This is a genomic window from Nostoc sp. GT001, from assembly GCF_030382115.1.
In the GTDB taxonomy this organism is placed as follows: Bacteria; Cyanobacteriota; Cyanobacteriia; order Cyanobacteriales; family Nostocaceae; genus Nostoc.
Map to the genome: position 1 here is coordinate 5,684,150 of NZ_JAUDRJ010000003.1, position 19,768 is coordinate 5,703,917.

The 19,768-nt window shown below is 41.7% G+C and carries 14 protein-coding genes and 1 tRNA gene; 12 read left to right on the forward strand and 3 right to left on the reverse strand.

The features are described 5' to 3' along the window. The first annotated feature begins 366 nt into the window (after positions 1–366). Positions 367–438: transfer RNA gene (locus QUD05_RS26900), tRNA-Thr, on the forward strand. Between the two features lie 228 nt (positions 439–666). Further along, the gene (locus tag QUD05_RS26905) at positions 667–792 is read left to right on the forward strand and encodes a hypothetical protein (protein WP_289798746.1); all 126 of its coding nucleotides are present in this window, start codon (positions 667–669) and stop codon (positions 790–792) included. Positions 793–1,313: 521 nt separating this feature from the next. Here QUD05_RS26905 and QUD05_RS26910 read toward each other — a convergent pair. Both QUD05_RS26910 and priA read right to left on the reverse strand, forming a co-directional pair. After that, positions 1,314–3,512: a PQQ-dependent sugar dehydrogenase gene (locus tag QUD05_RS26910; protein ID WP_289798747.1), complete on the reverse strand. Its 2,199-nt coding sequence runs from the start codon at positions 3,510–3,512 to the stop codon at positions 1,314–1,316. Between the two features lie 505 nt (positions 3,513–4,017). Continuing rightward, complete coding sequence (priA, locus tag QUD05_RS26915; RefSeq protein ID WP_289798748.1) at positions 4,018–6,624, reverse strand: primosomal protein N'; 2,607 nt, start codon at positions 6,622–6,624, stop codon at positions 4,018–4,020. Positions 6,625–7,428: 804 nt separating this feature from the next. Between priA and QUD05_RS26920 the strand changes: the two genes are divergently transcribed. The 4 genes from QUD05_RS26920 (at position 7,429) to QUD05_RS26935 (ending at position 11,054) form a co-directional block, all read left to right on the forward strand. Next, on the forward strand, positions 7,429–8,601 hold the full coding sequence (locus tag QUD05_RS26920; RefSeq protein ID WP_289798749.1) for an RpoD/SigA family RNA polymerase sigma factor: 1,173 nt from the start codon (positions 7,429–7,431) through the stop codon (positions 8,599–8,601). 163 nt (positions 8,602–8,764) lie between these two features. Then, positions 8,765–9,259, forward strand: a complete 495-nt coding sequence (locus QUD05_RS26925; RefSeq protein WP_289800092.1) for a GNAT family N-acetyltransferase — start codon at positions 8,765–8,767, stop codon at positions 9,257–9,259. Between the two features lie 366 nt (positions 9,260–9,625). Continuing rightward, positions 9,626–9,961: a cytochrome c6 PetJ gene (petJ, locus tag QUD05_RS26930; protein ID WP_289800093.1), complete on the forward strand. Its 336-nt coding sequence runs from the start codon at positions 9,626–9,628 to the stop codon at positions 9,959–9,961. A gap of 169 nt (positions 9,962–10,130) precedes the next feature. Continuing rightward, entirely contained in the window at positions 10,131–11,054 is a 924-nt protein-coding gene (locus QUD05_RS26935; protein WP_289798750.1) for a tetratricopeptide repeat protein, read from the forward strand. A gap of 10 nt (positions 11,055–11,064) precedes the next feature. Here QUD05_RS26935 and QUD05_RS26940 read toward each other — a convergent pair whose 3' ends face one another. Continuing rightward, positions 11,065–11,691 (reverse strand): Uma2 family endonuclease, encoded by a 627-nt coding sequence (locus QUD05_RS26940; RefSeq protein WP_289798751.1) that lies wholly within the window; start codon positions 11,689–11,691, stop codon positions 11,065–11,067. Positions 11,692–12,006: 315 nt separating this feature from the next. Between QUD05_RS26940 and QUD05_RS26945 the strand changes: the two genes are divergently transcribed. The 6 genes from QUD05_RS26945 to QUD05_RS26970 all read left to right on the forward strand — a co-directional run bounded on the left by QUD05_RS26945 (position 12,007) and on the right by QUD05_RS26970 (position 19,768). Further along, a complete protein-coding gene (locus tag QUD05_RS26945; protein ID WP_289798752.1) occupies positions 12,007–12,903 on the forward strand; it encodes a coiled-coil domain-containing protein in 897 nt (298 codons plus the stop codon). A gap of 12 nt (positions 12,904–12,915) precedes the next feature. After that, on the forward strand, positions 12,916–13,473 hold the full coding sequence (locus QUD05_RS26950) for a hypothetical protein (protein ID WP_289798753.1): 558 nt from the start codon (positions 12,916–12,918) through the stop codon (positions 13,471–13,473). A 526-nt stretch (positions 13,474–13,999) separates the two neighbouring features. After that, positions 14,000–15,271, forward strand: coding sequence for a glycosyltransferase family protein (locus QUD05_RS26955; RefSeq protein ID WP_289798754.1), 1,272 nt, complete (start codon positions 14,000–14,002; stop codon positions 15,269–15,271). A gap of 112 nt (positions 15,272–15,383) precedes the next feature. Then, positions 15,384–16,649 carry a glycosyltransferase gene (locus QUD05_RS26960; RefSeq protein WP_289798755.1) on the forward strand — a complete coding sequence of 422 codons (1,266 nt, stop codon included), beginning with the start codon at positions 15,384–15,386 and terminating at the stop codon, positions 16,647–16,649. A gap of 13 nt (positions 16,650–16,662) precedes the next feature. After that, on the forward strand, positions 16,663–17,832 hold the full coding sequence (locus tag QUD05_RS26965) for a glycosyltransferase family 4 protein (protein ID WP_289798756.1): 1,170 nt from the start codon (positions 16,663–16,665) through the stop codon (positions 17,830–17,832). A gap of 139 nt (positions 17,833–17,971) precedes the next feature. Beyond that, the gene (locus QUD05_RS26970; RefSeq protein WP_289798757.1) at positions 17,972–19,768 is read left to right on the forward strand and encodes an ABC transporter ATP-binding protein; all 1,797 of its coding nucleotides are present in this window, start codon (positions 17,972–17,974) and stop codon (positions 19,766–19,768) included.

Here is a 19,768-nt window from a genome sequence, read left to right on the forward strand (position 1 = left end):
CTTGTAATCTGTAAAAAATAATTATATATTTCTGTTCCTTTATTCAGCCGTGCCAAGAAAATATAGTTTTAGAACTGCGCCAGATATTTTTGCGCCCAGCCCAGAATTTNNNTTAGCTTTTGCCATGCATATTAATTTATCAAGCTTATCAGTAATTCAGAATGCGNNNTTGTTTCTGGTTATCACAATGGCAACGCCAGAACAATTATCTAGGCGCACAAAAGCAGCGATATTGCTAAAATTTCTAGTCTTTTAGCCTAATTTTATGATGAAGCAGATATTTTTTAGAATTTACAGCTAGACAAATAAATAGATTATGGTACAATAATGAATCGTGGTTGCTAATTAAGAGTAATCGTCAGACTTGCCAGCATAGCACAGTGGTAGTGCATCCGACTTGTAATCGGAAGGTCGCGAGTTCAAATCCCGCTGCTGGCTTTAACGCAAAACCCCAGGTTTGAGGGATTTTTGCCTTTTTGGTAATGCTTTTGTGCTAAATTACCTTGAAATATGGTTAACTGTGGAAAAGATTGAGTTCAGATTTAGTTCGGGTGTCGGGCGATGAAATAGACTCTTGAAGCAGTTAACGATCGCCTGAAAGCAGGTAAGTAGGGGTTAGGGGCATTCCCAGCACTTTGGAAATTGAACAGGTGCGATCGCTTTTTGATGACCGCCCTGATTGGCAGTTGGTTACAACGTTTTTCAGGCGATCGCTTGATCGCTCAATTTTTGGCTAAATATATTTTTGAGCCATCTCAAACAAAAACACCACTCCACACAGTGGTGTTTTAAGTGAATATGGACAGATGATGAGCATATCAGGATCGACTAGGTTGGTAAATCCTGTGGTTTAATCTCCCAATCTTCTTTCTTAATTCTCTTGGTTGCAAGCCGTGCCAGCTTTTCTGCAACTTTTCTAAAAGTTCCTTTGTTCGTGTAACTAGGAGATTGCTCAATTTGCGCGTGAGATGGATTGTCATCTGTTGGTCTTGGACAGACATCAATTTTTTAATCATATCATGTCCGCATAATTAGTTATGCTAACCACAGTCATTGCACCCCACCCCCAGCCCCTCCCCGCTTGCGGGGAGGGGAGACAAAGCGCAGCTTTGGCGGGGTGGGGTTCTTGGGGTTTAGTAAGTAATCAAGCGGACATGATATCAAAAGGTGATTTCGGTAAAGTCCCTTGAGCAAATAAATTCAGGACTTACGCAACTGGCACAAGCAATGGTGCCAGTTGCGTAAGTCCTGCATCTGTTTGTTTTGGGCGATGCGGTTTTTAATCAGTCCAATGCGATCGCTCGGTACTGATATTAATTAAGTGGACGCAGAAGTGTAATTTTGCCCATGCCCGTCTCTTGACTGAGTTGCGCCACGTAGAGATTTCCATTCGTGGGATTCTCAACCAAATCCAATGGACTTGGATTAAAACCAGTGAAGCCACTAATAGCCGTTTGGGAATTTACAATATCCAAGTTTGTGCCACCTGGTGTTAGCACAATGATATCTTTCCCTAAACTGAAGCGTGTCACCAGCAGTTTGCCTTGCAGCTGACCACCTAAAGCATTACTACGATATTCAATGACGCCATTAGGTGAAAAATGCTCTCCGAAATCGAAGGCAATACCCTTCCAATTCCGGTCAGGTAGAGTACCAACGGGATATTCATTGATCTGAACTGGGTCTGTACCAGCTGTAGGATTTCCTCCACCCAGCACCCACTCACAACGCTTCGGATTGGGATGGCCATAATAACCATCTTTAACAACGCGAAACAGAAAGTCTCGCTGCGTGCCTAGACTGCTAAGACCAGGCACAGGTGGAGTAGTATAAGCCCCATTAGTAGTTTTATCAATCCGGTTTTGGCAGGCAAGAGGTAAAGGGATAGGTGTATTTGGCGTATTGCCACCAGCCGCCGAACCATTTGTTGGCACATACAACTGACCATTGGTATGCCAAACCAGATCGTAGCCATTACGTATACCACTAGCAAAGATAGTTACAGCTGCTCCCGCATTGAAGGGGTTATAAGTACCCCCATCTTCTGTCTTAACGCTTAAAGGAGGTGAGGTGATTTTGGACAGGTCAACTCGTAATACAGCAGCAGTTAACAACTGCTCAGGACGATTACTCCAGGCAGTGTTTGGTGCGCCCGTACTATTATTACTACCCTGCAACACATACAGCACGTTTGGCTCGTTGGGCTTGAACTCAATGCTATTGGTTAGATGATCCCGACTCGATCGCGGTAAATCAACCACATAGTCTTTTACTGTCTCTAGATTGGTGCCGCTTAAACGAGTAATCTTACCAGTCCACTCTGGTGCATCAATAGTTCCATTCCAGTAGTAGTTATTTGTTACCCAGAGAATTATGTTGCTGGCATTGGTTGATGAGGGATCAAAGTGCATACCAATGATCGTTCGATTACCACCATTTGCAGTCTGCAATGAGGAAATCGTTTGTGGCGTACCCAGAGTACCATCAGCATTGATCGGGAAACGCAAAATCTCACCTAGTAGGGTGGCAGCATAGAGTTTATTGTCAGGCCCAATTAAGACTGTGGTGTAAGATTTGGTAGGTACATTCGCTAGCGAGATTTGCTCGAAAGTAATATTGCTGACTGGGTTCACAAACGTACCTGTTGTGAAACTGATGCTATAGGGTAAGAATGCAGCACCATTGCTATCTTTAACCCCGTCGGTGATTTGTAACAAATATTTGGTATTGTTCTTGAGACGATTTATCGGAGACACTACAATCACATCTCCACCACCGGAAGTGTTGTAAGTGGTATTGACTTGCGTGTTAGTGCTGCAATCAATCAGCTTGATAGTGGAGGCAGAAATAGTATTAACCGCAATCCCACTATTGGGAAGATTTAGGTCTGCTGTAATCGAAATATCTGGCGAGAGATTTGTCTGACCATCATTGGGATTGGTCGTTCTGATCGAGGGACGATTACCTGGTGCGATCGCAATATAGTTGAGCTTAGTATTCTTACCACGTTTAGCATCAATTGTCAGCTTGCCATCGGCAACATTAACAATCCGAGTAATTGCGGCAAACTTTTTGGTTGGCGTTGGTACAAAGCCAGAAATAGCAGCCGTCCCTTCTATATTAATCTGGTGCTTACTATTTACAGGATTACTAGCATCACCGACGCTAACAGTCACATTGTAAGAACCATTAGATAGGGCATATTCCCAAGCAGCAGGTATCCTGACTGCTGTTCCCCCATTGCTAGCAGGATATTGCAGATGAATCAGTCTATTGAGTCGCCGATCGATGCCACTTTGGTTGCGATCGCGTGTATTGAGTTGGATATCAAGGGGAGTGGGTGTAGTATTGCCTAAGCTATCTTCACGCACCCAACCAAAGCCTCTAGTATCATTGTAGGCTTGACCGATATCTTTAATATACCCAGATGGTACAGGCGCGTCATTTGGTTGGAAAGCAATCCCTTGAACAATTACTAATACCAGTATTTTGGGTTTGATCTTGTAAATCATAGTATGCCTTGCCGTTGTGTTCGTAGTTGATACGTGAGTAGTCCATTAACATTGGCCAGGTATCTGCAATGATTATTCCTGGCAATCCTTCACTGGCTAGAAACGAACGTAATGACCGCAAGTCTCAGGGAACTATTTCTCCAGACTGTATAAAAAATATTTAATAAATACTTGAAATTACATAAGTAATGAACTTCTTTTTAAGAGAATTATAAAGGAACTTTCTAATTCCTCAACTTGCCACAGTATGATTACGGAAAAAGCAATAAATTTTCAAAATTATTATCATAAACCAATTTTTAATTGGTACTGGCAGAGTTAATTTTTTAATGCGCTGTTAATATACAGTTAATATAATGTTTTTATAAGTTAAATATGATTCCACGGTCATTCTACCCCAAGGAGCCAAAGCCTAGCTTTGGCTCCTTGGGGTAGTAATTTACGATGTCTACGACGGGTGGTTCCTGAGCGCAGCCGAAGTGCGGGCTACGCCTACGCATAACGATCACATAATATTTAATGGGTCTACATCAATAGTTAAACTTACAGACGAAGGACAAAGCGATCGCACTTCTTCCCAATCTGGTAATCGCGGTAAGGCATCGGGGGCAAATTTAATCAATATCTGCCAGCGATAACGATTAGCTACCCGTAAAATACTCGCTGGTGCTGAGCTCAATATCTCGAATTCTTCTTCTGTACTCAAGGCTGTAGCAATAACTTGCGCCGTATTTTGCACTTGAATCGGGTCGAGACTACTTAAGCGCAACAAAATTAACCGCCCATAAGGAGGATAATTGAGTGCTTGGCGTTGTTCTAACTCAGCTTGAGAGAAAGACTGATAATCGTGCGATCGCACTGCTGCAATTACCTGATGCTCTGTAGTATAAGTCTGCACAATCACTCTACCTGGATCTTCACCTCTACCAGCACGTCCAGCGACTTGAGTCAAGGTTTGAAACGCTCGTTCACTGGCGCGATAATCTGATAAATTTAGCAATCCATCGGCGGCGACAACGCCCACAAGTGTCACCTGTGGTAAATCCAAACCTTTGGTGAGCATTTGCGTACCGACTAATAAATCTGCTTCACCGTTGGCAAACTGCGTGAGTAGGGTACGGTGTGAGCCTTTGTTGCGGGTGGTATCGCTATCAAAACGAATCAAGCGTAACTCTGGGAACTGTCGTGCTAGTTCCTGCGTTACCCGTTGAGTACCGCTACCGAAAAATTTCAGGTAAGGAGAACTACAATCAGGACAAAATTTGGGATGCGATCGCGCATAATTACAATAATGACACCGCAATAATTCCGGCGCTTTTTCTTCGGTATGGTGATATGCCAGCGATACATCACAATGCGGACATTCCAACACATATCCACAACTGCGGCAAGAAACAAAAGTACTGTGTCCCCGGCGATGGATAAATAAAATTCCCTGTTGTTTTCTTTCTTGCAACTCTTGCAAAGCTGCTTGCAGCGATCTACTAAATATAGAACGATTTCCCTGTTGCAACTCTTGCCGCATATCGACGATTTCCACCGAGCGTAAAGGGCGAGAATTAATGCGTTCAGGCAAACTTAAATAATGAGTGCTGAATGAGTTCTGAGTGCTGAGTAAGGAGTGAGGAGTGAGGAGTGAAGAGTGAGGAGTTACGAATTCTCCCCCTGCTCCCTGCCCCCTGCCCCCTGCCCCCTGCCTCTCCACACTTACCCAAGTTTCCAACGAAGGCGTAGCAGAACCCAACACCAAGGGGCAATTTTCTAATTCGGCTCGCCACAGGGCAACGGTACGGGCGTGGTAGGTGGGTATAGGGGAATCTTGTTTGAAGCTGCTATCGTGTTCTTCATCTAAAATAATTAAACCCAAGTTGGGCAAAGGAGCGAAGACAGCGCTACGAGTCCCAATGACAACTTGAGGTTCTCCGGTGAGCATTTGCCGCCAAGTGTCGTAACGTTCACCGTCGGAAAGGGCGCTGTGATAAACGCTGACTTTATTACCAAAACGGGCGCGAAAACGATCGGTTAGCTGCGGTGTAAGTCCAATTTCTGGGACTAAAACCAGAGCAGATTTACCTTGATTGAACAGAGGTGCGATCGCTTGCAAATATACTTCGGTTTTTCCTGAACCTGTCACTCCATGCAATAAAACTTGAGCAAATCCATCTAATGTCTGGATTGTCCCTAAAGCGCTAGCTTGAGCTGCATTTAATGATTTTGGTTGATCTTTGGCTAATACTGGGCCTTGTTCTCTTCGCAATACTTCCCGTTCTTCAATGACGATACAGCCCTTTTGTTCTAACCCTTTTAGCGTAGGGGTAGTTGTCTTACAAATCTGTAGGAACTCATTTAGCCACAACTCGCCACCACAATCGCGTAGCACTTTTAAAATTTCCCGCTGACGCTTATTTAAATCAATGTAAGAACCATCGGCAACTAACGTGACTACTGGTTTTGTCTGGGGTTGAGAATATCTAAGTAATTCCACATAACTTTCTGCCCAATTGCGTTCGAGTAATTGCTTTTTTCCCCGATCAAATCCTTGAACTTGGCGCTTGAGGAATTTGAAACTGTAGTCCCCATCAACTTGAGATTGCAGAATTTGGAGAATTTGACGAGCTGCCTTTGAACCAAGGAATTCTACTGCACCATTGGGAATGTTTTCTCGCTTGAGCCGAATCCGATGCTGCGATCGTCCCAATAACCCAGGCGGTAACGCCATACGTATCACCTGAATTAAGGGTGTGTAATAATACTGTGATACCCGTTCAAGCAGCGTCAAGTAACTATCTCCGATGAAATCCCTCTGAATGACATCTTCTACTTCCTTGATTTCTTCTGCTGCTAAATTTGCTGGGGGTTTTGCCAATATACGAATAGCTACCCCTCCCAGTCGTTGAAAACCAAAAGGCACACTCAAAATATCCCCTGGTTTTACTTCTAACTTGGCAGCTAATCGATACGTATAAAGTTTTTCCCCTTTCTCTAATTCTGTTGAGGCTCCTGGACAGTCTACCAATACTTCAACCCACCGATTAACAGTTTCACCTGACTGATATGATTCACTCGGTTCACTCACCACTAAAGAAGATAAATTTATGTCATTAATATACATACTTGCTGATTTTATAATTAAATATTTTCCTCACATAGCTGGTCAAAATCAACCTAGCTAACTAAACTTTAGTTTTTCGCTTTCTTCAATTTAAATGGTATTTCTCAATACTGTTATTCTTCATAATACTTGATAATTTTCCTCTTATGTAATCTACTAGACAAATTCGTATCAACTATATATGCAATAAATATTTGGTGCCCACTATACAAATAAAAGCATGTCGGCTATTGCTGCAACAGTTACTCTATCTACTAGATATGGAGTAGCCTTTTTCCGCCTATCGGTAGATATTCAACCGTTTCTGTATATGAGATGCTTTTATACAGAGTAATATCGTCCCAAAATTAAGCTGCTACTCTTGTAATTTGTATCATGTAGGTAACTTGAAATCAAATCGGGAATGCGTAACCTATTAGTAGGTCTTCCTTTTATACAGTCGTATCCAGCGCCTAAAACACTATAAATATTTAGAAAAATATATGAAAGTTTAAGAAATTTGGATGGTTAGCTGGAATTTTTATATTTGTTAAGGTTGAGAAAGTTTGAGGAGGTTTGACATATTTGATAATTCAGAAAAAAATGAAGAATATATCTGCTGGGAATCGTAAGAAAAAGTTTTGCTGGGTGCTAAGGTAAGTTTCGTTATAGGTTGTATATAACTGTAACCTATAGGTACTAGGTAGATGCCGATTTTTATTTCTGTAGACAAATTAGCATCAGCCTATATTTCGCTATTTTTTACGGGTGCATCGTCCATTAGGGAAAACTACCAAGCCTCAAACGAGTAGGTGTAAATAAATTATGTACCAAACAAAGCAACAATCCCTAAAGGAAAATATGAATATTGTTGAATTGGGAAAAATGGAAATACTGGAGAATGCTGCTGATATCGAAGAACCATCACTCGATAGTTTAAATGCAGTGGCAGAAGCAGAATCTCCAATTGTAGTAGAAAATCTGGAATCAGACGAACGCGATGGCGATGACATGGCGGCGGCTCGTCCTTCGGGATACAACAAAACCGAACATGATGATGCTGTCGGCGCATTTTTTAAAGAAATGGCGCGTTATCCGCTTTTAAAAGCTGATGAGGAAGTAGAATTAGCGCGGCGAGTCAGGTTTCTAGAGGAATTTAGAGAAATACAAGCGGCTTTAGAGTTAAAGCTGGAACATGAAGCCAGCAAATTAGAAGTGGCTTCCGAGCTAGGAATGACGGAAAAGCAACTAGAAAGTCGCTTGTATCAAGGGAGAGTAGCGAAACGCAAAATGATTCGCTCTAACTTGAGATTGGTTGTTTCTATTGCTAAACGATACTTGAATCGAGGAGTGCCTTTTCTGGATTTAATTCAGGAAGGAGCAATGGGCTTAAATCGCGCTACAGAAAAGTTTGATCCCGATAAAGGATATAAGTTTTCTACTTACGCCTATTGGTGGATTAGACAAGCCATTACCAGAGCGATAGCTAATGATGCGCGAACAATTCGACTACCGATTCATATTGTTGAAAAGCTTAACAAGCTAAAAAAAGCCCAACGGGAACTCAAACAAAAACTCTGTCGTAATCCTACCGAAGGTGAAATGGCAGAATATTTAGAGATTAGTGTGCAACAACTGCGCCAGCTACAACAGCTACGGCGACAAGCACTTTCTCTCAACCACCGCGTCGGTAAAGAAGAAGACACGGAATTGATGGATTTGCTAGAAGATGAGGATAACTTGTCTCCAGAAGCAAAAATGAATGAAAACATGATGCGTCAGGAGATTTGGGAAGTCTTGGGTGACGTGTTAACTCCACGAGAAAAAGATGTGATTTCTCTGCGTTATGGTTTGACAAGCAGCGAACCCTGCACCTTAGAAGAGGTTGGCAATATGTTCAATCTTTCTCGTGAGCGAGTGCGTCAAATTCAAAGCAAAGCCATGCGGAAATTGCGCCGTCCTCACATAGCCAAACGCTTAAAAGGTTGGTTGATTTAATTACATTGCTCAAGATAGAGATGCAATCTGGAACTTAATTAGCTTTGCAATTCGCAAAAATCGGGCGTTTTGTAGCTTTTTTCGGCTCTTGTTTCGTCAATACTCAAAATAAATTGCCCAGTTGCCTATAGACTATGGACTATAAACTATGGACTATAGACTAATGACTTCGGGTAGCAATTTGATTGTGCGTTTTGCCCAAGCAGACGATTGCAGCGTACTGTTTAAATTAATTGAAGGGCTTGCAGAGTATGAAAAATTATCTCACGCGATCGCTGGTAATGCTCTAGCACTTCAGGAGCATTTATTTGGTTCGCGGAGGTATATAGAGGCAATATTAGCGGAATCTGCTGGTCAAGCTGTTGGTTTTGCGCTATTTTTTCATAATTATTCAACATTTCTGACTAAGCCGGGAATTTATCTGGAAGATTTATTTGTTTTACCAGAATATCGCAGGCAAGGTATTGGTAAAGCTCTCTTAACTAAAGTAGCTCAGATAGCTGTAGAACGTGATTGTGGGCGATTAGAGTGGAGTGTCTTAGATTGGAATGAGTCAGCGCAAGAATTCTACCGTAGTATGGGAGCATCTATATTAGATGATTGGCGAATTTGTCGCGTCACAGAAGATATGCTTACTCAATTAGGTTCCGTAAAATAAAAAACACAGGATGAAGTATAAAGAATGAATCAGGAAGATTTTCATCTTTAATATTTCATCCTTAAATTTTAATCATTTTTTTTATAAAATATTCAGAATTATATAAATTGTCATTTTAATCATCAGCATAATGCACATTTTTGTAAACAAGTAAGCTAGGGTATTTTGGAGAGAAGCATATTTATTCTTTTTACATATTGCTTTGGGCTAATAAACCTAAATCTAAAATCACCAAGATTCAAAATCCAAAAACTTTATTTAATAAAGCAAAGTTTGACAGCTTGTCATTTGACTATGGCAACGGGTCAACTCACAATTATGGAGGATATTGCACCGAATAAGCCGTTATTGCAGAGAGAACACGAAATGAAAAAAATGATTACAGTCATGCTGTTAGGCATAGCAATCTTCACCTTTGCCTTCAGTCGTCCAGCTTTGGCAGCAGATGCTGCTGGTGGAGCTAAAGTATTTAGTGCCAATTGTGCCTCTTGTCACGCAGGAGGAAAAAATCTGGTTAATGCTGCCAAAAGCCTGAAGAAGGCGGATTTGGAAAAGTATGGTTTGTACTCAGCAGAGGCGATTATTGCCCAGGTTACAAACGGTAAAGGTGCTATGCCCGCCTTCGGCAAACGTTTGAAGTCTGAACAAATTGAAAATGTAGCTGCTTATGTGCTTTCACAAGCAGATAATGGCTGGAAGTAGATTAAAATCTAACTTCAAAAATTAATAATTAGCGGGACAAATAGCCCCGCTAATTTTAGAGTTGCCGAAATTATCAAACAGGATGCATATACCAATTTGGGATTAAGAGTCTTTACAAAAAGACTGTTCCAAGAATATCAAACAATACTACCTATCCTAATTTGGTATTATGAGCAATTTATGGCGATTATTTTTCAGTATAGTTATTGCTTTACCCCTCACTTTTTTGACTTTACCTGCACATTCCTCACCCATTTTAATTACCCAAATTACAGCGGGTGATTTCTTAGAGTTGGGTGTAGATAAGATGCGACGCGGTGATTATCAGGAAGCAATAAAAAATTTCAATCAGGCGATTGAACTTGAGAAAGATTTGGCTGTAGCTTATAGCGATCGCTGTCTTGCTTATCTCCAACTACAAGATTACCATCAAGCGATCGCAGATTGTACTGAAGCCATAAATTTTGCACCGGATAACTTTGAGGCTTATCTGAACCGGGGTTTGGCACTCTACAGAGAAGGGGATTATCCTGCCGCCATCGTTGATTATAATCGAGCGATCGCACTTAAACCCTACGATTTTCGAGTTTACTACAACCGAGGGTTAGCGCGTGTTGGTGATGGGAAAGACTCGGAGGCAATTCTTGACTTTAATTTAGCCCTAACTCAAATTCCTCGAATAACTAACTTACTGCTTGCAGATATCTATAATGACCGAGGTTTAGCGCATTTTATCTTGCAAGATATCCAAGCAGCCATGCTCGACTTTAATTTAGCAATTCGTCTCAATGCTAACGATTATAGAGCGTATTTTAACCGGGCTTGTGCTTGTGGACGAAACGGAGATGACTTTGGTGCAGTGCGTGATTTTTCCCAAGTTATCAGACTTAACCCCAGTAATGCCCAGGCTTACGTTAATCGGGGAGTAGCTCAGTATCGCTTAGGATATCATTTAGGAGCTATATCTGATTTACAAAAAGCATCTGAGTACTATGGACAGCAAGGAAAGAGAGTTGCTTACGAAAAAACTCTAGATTTACTGAAGAATCTGCGACAGCAAATTTCGTCTGTAACGGAAGTCGCTCTTTTCTAGCACTGCAAGGCTATACAGGGTATCCACCAGCTTGAAAAATCTGTTCGGCGGTTAAGCTTAATTCGGGGAACAGAGGTGAGATAATGCGATCGCTACCTTGAAACTGGCTAACTTGATATTCTCCATCAATTAAGGTGTAAAGCGAGACAGTTGGTTGTTTAGGGTTGCCAATAAACCGCCTACCGCCTAAAGCAGCATAATCTACAATCCAATATTCTGGGATGCCTACAGCCTCATAGTCAGCAGCTTTTTTTAAATAATCATCACGCCAATTGCTACTCACTACCTCAACTACTAAAGGTATTGATTCCACTTGACTCACAGTAGATTCTTTCTTCCACAGAGGTTCGTTTACCAAGTTGGGGCGATTTAATATCAGCACATCTGGTGAGTAAGCCGATTCACCTTCAGGCGGTTTGACTAATGCTGTTTTAGGTATGAAGTAGGGGAGATTTAAACGAATACATTCTCTAGTAATTTCAAAGGCTAAAAATCCAACTACCTCTTCATGATCGCCCGTGGGTTGCGGCATCTCCACTATTACTCCATCATGCAACTCATAACGTTTTCCTGTGTTGTCAGGATATTTAGCAACAAATTCATCGAATGTAACTAGTTTGCGTAAGGCTTGAATCATTCTATTGTGTTTGCGAAGCTTCCAGTTTTCCANATGCTAACGTAATTCGTAATTACTACAACGCACAGGCTTTGAGGCTTATTCCCCTTCGCCTTNNNAAAGCTAGCTTGCTTATGGAGCGCAATATCTCTAGCCCTTTGAGATCGCACCTCTGAGAATTTGAGCGTTTGAAGCAGACTATAAAGATATATCAACTCAGAATCAGATCATATTACTAATAGAACCGAGATCACACTTCAATGAGTTCATCTCGGCTAAACTAAATTTTTATAGTTAAATATCACGAATACTCATATAATAACTTAAATTATCGCAATGAAAAATCTAAGGCGCAAACCTCCTATTCATCTTCACTCAAAGCAGAAAGAACCAACTCCTCCTCGTGAGCTTCAACAGCTATTGATGACTGTTCGTGCCCAACGCGATGAATGGGAACAACGTGCAAAAGAAAATGAGGAAGCTGCATCTCAACGTGATGAAGCAGAACAACGTGCAAAGGAAGCTGCATCACAACTGGTTCATGTTCAGCAAAAAATTCAAACTTATCAAATCGAGGCTAATGAGCTAAAACTCGAAGCTAATGAGCTAAAAGAGCGATTTACTCAAAACTATCTCTTCTATCTTGATGAGCAAGAAAATCATCAAAAGACGCTCTACCTTTACAACGAAGAAAAAGCGAAAATATCTCAGCTAGTTCATGTTCACCAGCGAGAGATCCAAACTTGCCAACTCGAAGCTAATGAGCTAAAAGAACAAGTCACTCAAAATTATCGCTTCTATATTGATGAACAACAAAGTCATCAACAAACACTCTGTCTCTACAACGAAGAAAAAGCGAGAGCGACTGAATTTCTTACTAAATATGAAGCAGTAAACTCTGAACGAGAAATGTATTTGAGTTTATACAATGAGGCTAAAGCAGAACTTAAGCATGAGCGTCGTTCCAAAGCTAGTATTAAGGGATGGGAAACTCGCCGGAAAGCCGAGAATGAAAAACTAAAACGAGAAATTGCCCAGATGGTTGTGCTACTGCGTGACTCTTTAGCAAGTAAGGATGAAGCAGTAAACAGTCTTTACATTGTCGCGGAGCGTATGGATCGGATTCAATCTCTAGTTGATTCGGTGGAAGAAGAAACAACTAACAATCCTATAGGTTTGGTACAAAAATTTAAACGCATCTGGTTGGCAATTAAAGATATTATTTCTGAATAAACAAGTATACTCATGAACAAAAAATCACTCCCAGCTACGCAAAAACAAGGTAAAGTGGGGCTGGGAGATCAAATTCGCAGTATTGCCGATCGCCTTAAACAAGAGACTGATGTACAGATAAAAACAACTTCTAGGATTTTAGGGGCTGCTGCTCAAATTGCCGAAAATCATGACCGACTTATTAATGAAGTAGTTGATATGGTTGAGTCAGACCTGAATGCAGAGACACAGATATCTCAGAAGCATACTTATAATGTTGATATTCTGAAACAACAGTTTAAAACATTACGAGATGCAAAGGCTCATTTTAACCTGAAAGTTAGTAGTTGGGAATCACTAGTTAATAAATTAAATGCTGCATCTCCCGAAACAAGCAGAATACAGAATAAAACTCAATCAAATCATGGCTTGACGGTAAAGAATATGATAGTTCGTGAAGACTATTGTAATAATATTGAAAAATTGATAGTTTTTTTAGAACCGGATGTTGCAGAAATGTTTCCCAACTCGGAAGCAGTAAATGAAGCTCTGCGTTTTTTAACTAGAGTTACTAGTAAAAATAGCTTTTGAAAGCGAATAGACAATATTTGATATCTTGTGAAGGCTACATGAGAAAGTTCTCATGTAACTTTCATTCTCTTCTCATAAAGCTTTTGTTAAACTTACGTTAAGTTCAAGTTAAACGGTACGCAAAAATTTTGACAAACAAAGGTAGGGTTGGAAGAAAATCAGTATCAGTAAAAACTTTAGTTCTGGGTATAGAGCTACGTTTAAAAGAAGAATTGTATCGATAGCGAAGCGTTAGCGACGTAGGAGCGTCGCAGAAAGTGCCGCGAGATACAAAGCAAAGCCACTGCTGTGGGCAGGTTCCCCGACTTCCCTACGGGAAAGCAAGCTACGCGCTGTCTCCCTCTGGGAGAAGCAACTGCCATCAAATGGTTCTGCTTGCTTCAATTTCACGTTTTTAAATGTGGGTTCCCTTCTGTCTTCTGAATTTTAAAAACTCCATAAATGTGGTGTGTTCTCATGAATTATTTCAGATTGCTAGATAAAAAAGGGGATTAGATTCTGTGGGAAAAATTAGTCAGGAGTGCAAATGAACAACTTGTTATCCCACTCTGGAAAAATCATCAGAACATCGGCTAGCATCATGTCTTCGGAGGATAGTAGTTTATCTAGCAATACTCGGAAGTGGCGCATTGCTTTATATTCCCACGACACAATGGGACTAGGGCATAAACGCCGTAATTTGTTGATTGCTCAAACTTTAGGATGTTCACCCCTCAAAACTGATGTTTTAATGATTAGTGGCATTCAAGATGCCAGTAATGTACCAACACCTCCAGGGGTAGATTGTTTGACGCTCCCGGCTTTGCACAAAAATATTGATGGGCGATATCAGGCAAGAAGATTGGATCTATCATTGCAGGAAATTATTACACTGCGATCGCAAGTTATTCTCACCACCATTAAAACATTTAAACCTGATATTTTTATTGTGGATAATGTACCGCGAGGAGCAGTCAGAGAGCTAGATCCAACTCTAGATTACCTGCGTACTCAAGGAAAAACATACTGCATTCTAGGTTTACGAGATATTTTAGATGAACCCGCTTCTGTGCGTCGAGATTGGAAGCGAGCAGCTAATGAAGAGGCGATTCAAACTTATTATGATCAGGTTTGGGTGTACGGCGATCGCAACATCTATGACCTAGCAAAAGAGTATCACTTCCAGCCAAAAACTGTTGCTAAATTCCGCTACACGGGCTATCTTGACCAACGTAGCCGCCTCAAACATCTGGATTTAGACAGCGTTCAAGCATTTAAATCGCTCAATTTGCCATCTGAACGATTGGTATTGTGCTTAGTGGGAGGCGGACAAGACGGAGCGCAGTTAGCAGAAACATTTGCTCATGCTGAACTACCACCAGAGATGAACGGTATCATCTTAACAGGCCCCTTTATGCCGCGAGAAGTCCGGCAAAAACTCCAGAACTATGCAGCGCAACGTGACAACTTGCGGGTGTTGGAATATTTAGCCGAGCCGACGCTGTTACTAAATCAAGCCGAACGTGTGATTGCAATGGGTGGTTACAATACAACTTGTGAATTGTTGTCATTTGCAAAGCGATCGCTAATTTTACCCCGCATCAAACCCCGACAAGAACAATCAATCCGTGCTAAACGATTACAAGCACTCGGCTTAATCGATGTATTACAACCACATCAACTGACACCTGCGGCATTAACGAACTGGCTAACACTTAAGGTAGAATCACCACAAGTCCGTAATTTCGTCGATATCAAAGGACTTACCCGCATTCCCCAATTCGTTAATGAAATTCTCATATCAGCTATTTGTCATTAGTCATTGTCATTTGTCAAAAATCTCACCTCATTAATTACGAATTACGAACTTGTACTGAGCGACTTGCCTTGAGCGAAGTCGAAAGGAGTCAAATTATTACGAACTACGAATTATGTCAATCCGTGTTGGTTATGTTCTCAAACGTTATCCTCGCTATTCTGAAACCTTTGTCGTCAATGAAATTTTGGCTCATGAAGCGGCTGGCTTAGATATAGAAATTTTTGCCTTACGACCACTATGTGATACTCACTTTCAAAATATTATTTCTCAAGTGCGTGCGCCTGTAAGTTACATTCGGAGGCCAATTCAAGGGCGGGTTAGTGAATCACTCAATAGTCTCGCACCTACAGCCGCTAGCTATTTTTGGGCGGAGTTACAAGAAGCAAGTAAGGTTATCCCTGACTTTTGGCCAAAACTAGCTTTTGCTCAAGGTGAACAAGCTAGCACTGTCTACCAAGCTGCATGGTTAGCACGAGAAGCGCGACTTAAAGGCATTACTCATTTACACGCTCATTTTGGGACTGTGGCAACTAGTGTCGCTCGGCTAGCATCTCACTTTACAGGCATTCCCTATACTTTTACGGCTCATGCTAAAGACATATTTCATGAAAGCGTGGAATTTGAAGATATGCAACGTAAGCTACAGGATGCGGCTAGTGTTGTAACTGTCAGTGACTATAATCTCAGATATCTGCACAACACATATAACTTAGCTGCAAAGCAAGTTCAGCGCATTTACAACGGTTTAGATTTACGACAATTACAATATTCTTCTCCGGCTGAACGTCCACCATTAATTATCTCAGTTGGTCGGTTAATCGAGAAGAAAGGGTTATCTGTTTTGATTGATGCTTGTGCCATTCTCAAGCAGAGAAATTATCAGTTTCAGTGTCAAATTGTCGGTACTGGTTCTTTAGAATTGACTTTACGTCAGCAAATTATAGATTTAGAACTGCAATCTATTGTGGAAATTGTCGGCCCGCGTCCGCAAAATGAGGTGTTTCAATTAGTACAAAAAGCTGGTGTGTTTGCCGCACCTTATGTCATTGGCAAAGATGGTAATCGGGATGGACTACCTACAGTTTTACTGGAAGCTATGGCTTTGGGAACTCCCTGTGTAAGTACTGATGTGACGGGTATTCCTGAATTGGTGCGTGATGGGGAGACTGGGTTAATTGTGCCACAACATGATGCAGAGAAATTAGCGATCGCACTTGGGCAATTTCTCACTAATTCAGCTTTGCGGGTTAAGTTGTCAACCCAGGCTAGGCAATTAATTGAGTCTGAGTTTGATATTCATCGCAATACTGCAATTTTACGGAAATTATTTCTCACGCATACCGCAAGCGGAACTCGCAAAGTAGGCGCAAAAGCGTAAAGGAGGTGTGAAGATGCGAATTGCATACATTTGTGCTGATCCGGGTATACCTGTATTTGGTCAAAAAGGATGCTCGATTCATGTCCAAGAGGTGATTCGAGCGTTGCAAAGGCAAGGTAGCCAAGTTACATTGTTTGCTACTCGGATTGGGGGAGAATTACCCGCAGATTTAGCTAATGTTGTTGTTCATCAACTCCCAGCTATTCCAAAATTGGAACGGGCGGCGCGAGAGCAAGTTGCTTTAGCAATGAATCCTGATTTACGTTTAAATTTGGCAAGATTTGGCCCTTTTGACTTCATTTATGAACGTTATTCTCTTTGGAGTTATAGCGCGATGGAATATGCCCAAGCTATGGGAATTCCGGGTTTGTTGGAGGTAAATTCGCCTCTGATTGCAGAACAAGCACAGCATCGGGGTTTGATTGATCGCGAAAGTGCCGAAGAAGTGGCAAATCGAGTTTTTTCAGCAGCTACAACACTGATTGCTGTTTCAGATGCAGTGAAAACTTACTTAATGAATTATGTGGACAGTAGCAAAGTTCATGTTATCCCTAATGGTGTCAATCCTCACCGCTTTTCTACCCTTCGTCCTACAACTCAACCAGAAACCTTTACAGTGGGATTTGTCGGTACATTGAAACCGTGGCATGGATTGCCAATTCTCACAGAGGCTTTTAGTTTACTGCATCAACGTGTTCCCAATGCCAAACTTTTAATTGTTGGCGATGACTCGGAACGGGAAAATCTGCAAATGGAATTAGCTGCACGGGGATTAGATGCTCATACTCAATTTACTGGTGCGGTAAATCCTGATGAAGTTCCTCAATTATTAGCAGCAATGGATGTCGCCGTTGCACCCTACGCCGCGCAATCTGATTTTTACTTCTCACCCTTGAAAGTATATGAATATATGGCGGCTGGTTTGCCTGTAGTTGTGAGTCAGATTGGGCAATTGGCAGACTTAATTGATACAGGGGTGAATGGTATTCTTTGTCCTCCAGGTGATGCGATCGCTTTAGCAGAGGCTTTAGAAAAATTGTGGCGATCGCCTCCTCTCCGTCATACTTTAGGAAAAGCGGCGCGGCAAACGGCGATCGCACATCATACTTGGGATGCGATCGCGAAACAAGTTCTCTACATAGCATCTCCATTGCCGATGGAGGGAGTAATAAGTAATAAGTAATAAGTAATAAGTAATAAGTAATAAGTAATAAGTAAATACCCATTTTTCATCCACTCATTACTCCTTACTCCTTACTCATTACTTTAAAGCATTGCCTGAAGCACGGGGCTTCAGACCCAAATATGTGGTGAAACAATAAATGCCAAAAGCTCAAAATGTTCCTGGTTTGTGGGGAATCTTAGTTTATTTCTGGCCTGACATTCGTCCACAGTCTGGACTACTTTTGATTTCTGCGATCGCTTTAATTGCAGATGTCGGACTACGCGTATTAGAACCTTGGCCGCTCAAATTTGTCTTTGATTATGTTCTCTTGCGTGGCGACAAGATAAATAATATTCCCGTCATTGCTAGTTTAGAACCGATAACATTACTGACATTCTCAGCCGTTGCAGTCTTACTTATTACAGGCTTACGCGCCCTCGCTGCCTATTGGAGTACCGTCGGATTAGCAACAGTTGGTAGCCGAGTTATGGCAAAAGTGCGTAATCATTTATATTGCCATCTGCAAGATTTATCTTTGGCTTATCACACCAAAGCACGTAGCGGCGATTTAATTATCCGTGTCAGTAGCGATGCTAGCCGTCTCCAAGAAATTATGATTACGGCAGCATTACCACTAGTAGTCAGCATTCTGACTCTATTTGGGATGATTGGGGTAATGTTTTGGATGAATCCCAGCCTCACCCTACTTTCACTCTTCACGCTACCGTTATTTTGGCTAGTTACTAACCGACTCAGCCAGCGAATTAAAGATTCCTCATTAAAGCAACGCCACCAAGAAGGTGCTGTGGCGGCGACGGCGGCTGAGTCCATTGCTGCTATTAAACTAGTGAAAGCTCTATCCTTGCAAGATGCTTTTGCACGAGTATTTGCTCAACAAAATCAGCGTAGTCTCAAAGAAAGCGTCAAAACCCAACGGCTGGCGGCTCACTTGGAACGTACTGTTGATGCTGTGATTGCACTGGGAACAGCGATCGTTTTATGGTATGGCTCTTGGTTGGCGCTGCGGGATGCTTTAACACCTGGGGATGTGCTGGTATTCCTCACCTACCTGAAGAATGCCTTTAAGCCAGTGCAGAACTTCGCTAAATACACCGGACGACTGGCGAAAGCTGCGGCTTCGAGTGAGCGCATTTTAGATGTATTAAATCAGCAACCCGATGTCTATGATTTGCCAGATGCAATCCCAGCGCCGATTTTCCGAGGTGCAGTGCGTTTTGATCGCGTCCACTTTGCTTATGAATCAGGACAAGTTCTACTGCAAGAAATCAACTTAAACATTCAACCGGGACAACAAGTTGCGATCGTTGGGACTTCTGGTGGTGGTAAGTCTACATTAGTTAGTTTATTATTACGACTTTATGATCCAACATCAGGGCGCGTAATGATTGATGGGCGGGATATTCGAGAATATACATTAGCATCATTACGTCCACAAATTAGTGTAGTTTTGCAAGATAGTCTCTTATTCGCTGCTAGTATTCGAGAGAATATTGCCTACGGGATTGCCGGGGTGTCTGATGCTGAAATCGAAGATGCAACTCGTTTAGCTAATGCTTATGAGTTTATCCAAGCTTTACCACAAGGATACGACACCCTTGTAGGGGAAAGAGGCGCAACTCTTTCTGGAGGACAAAGACAAAGAATTGCGATCGCTCGTGCTGCTATTCGTCAAGCTCCTATCCTGATTTTAGATGAACCGACTACGGGGTTAGATAAGGGTAATGAGAAGGCTGTGATTGATGCGCTGCAACAGTTGTCGGAAAATCGCACTACTTTTTTAATTACTCATGATCTTTATCTGGCAACTCGCGCAGATATGATTCTTTATCTGGAAAATGGGCAGGTGGTGGAACAAGGTAGTCATCTGGAATTGATGCAACAGAATGGGCGTTATGCGGCTTTGTATCAAGTGCAGGCTTCTTTGAGGGTTTAG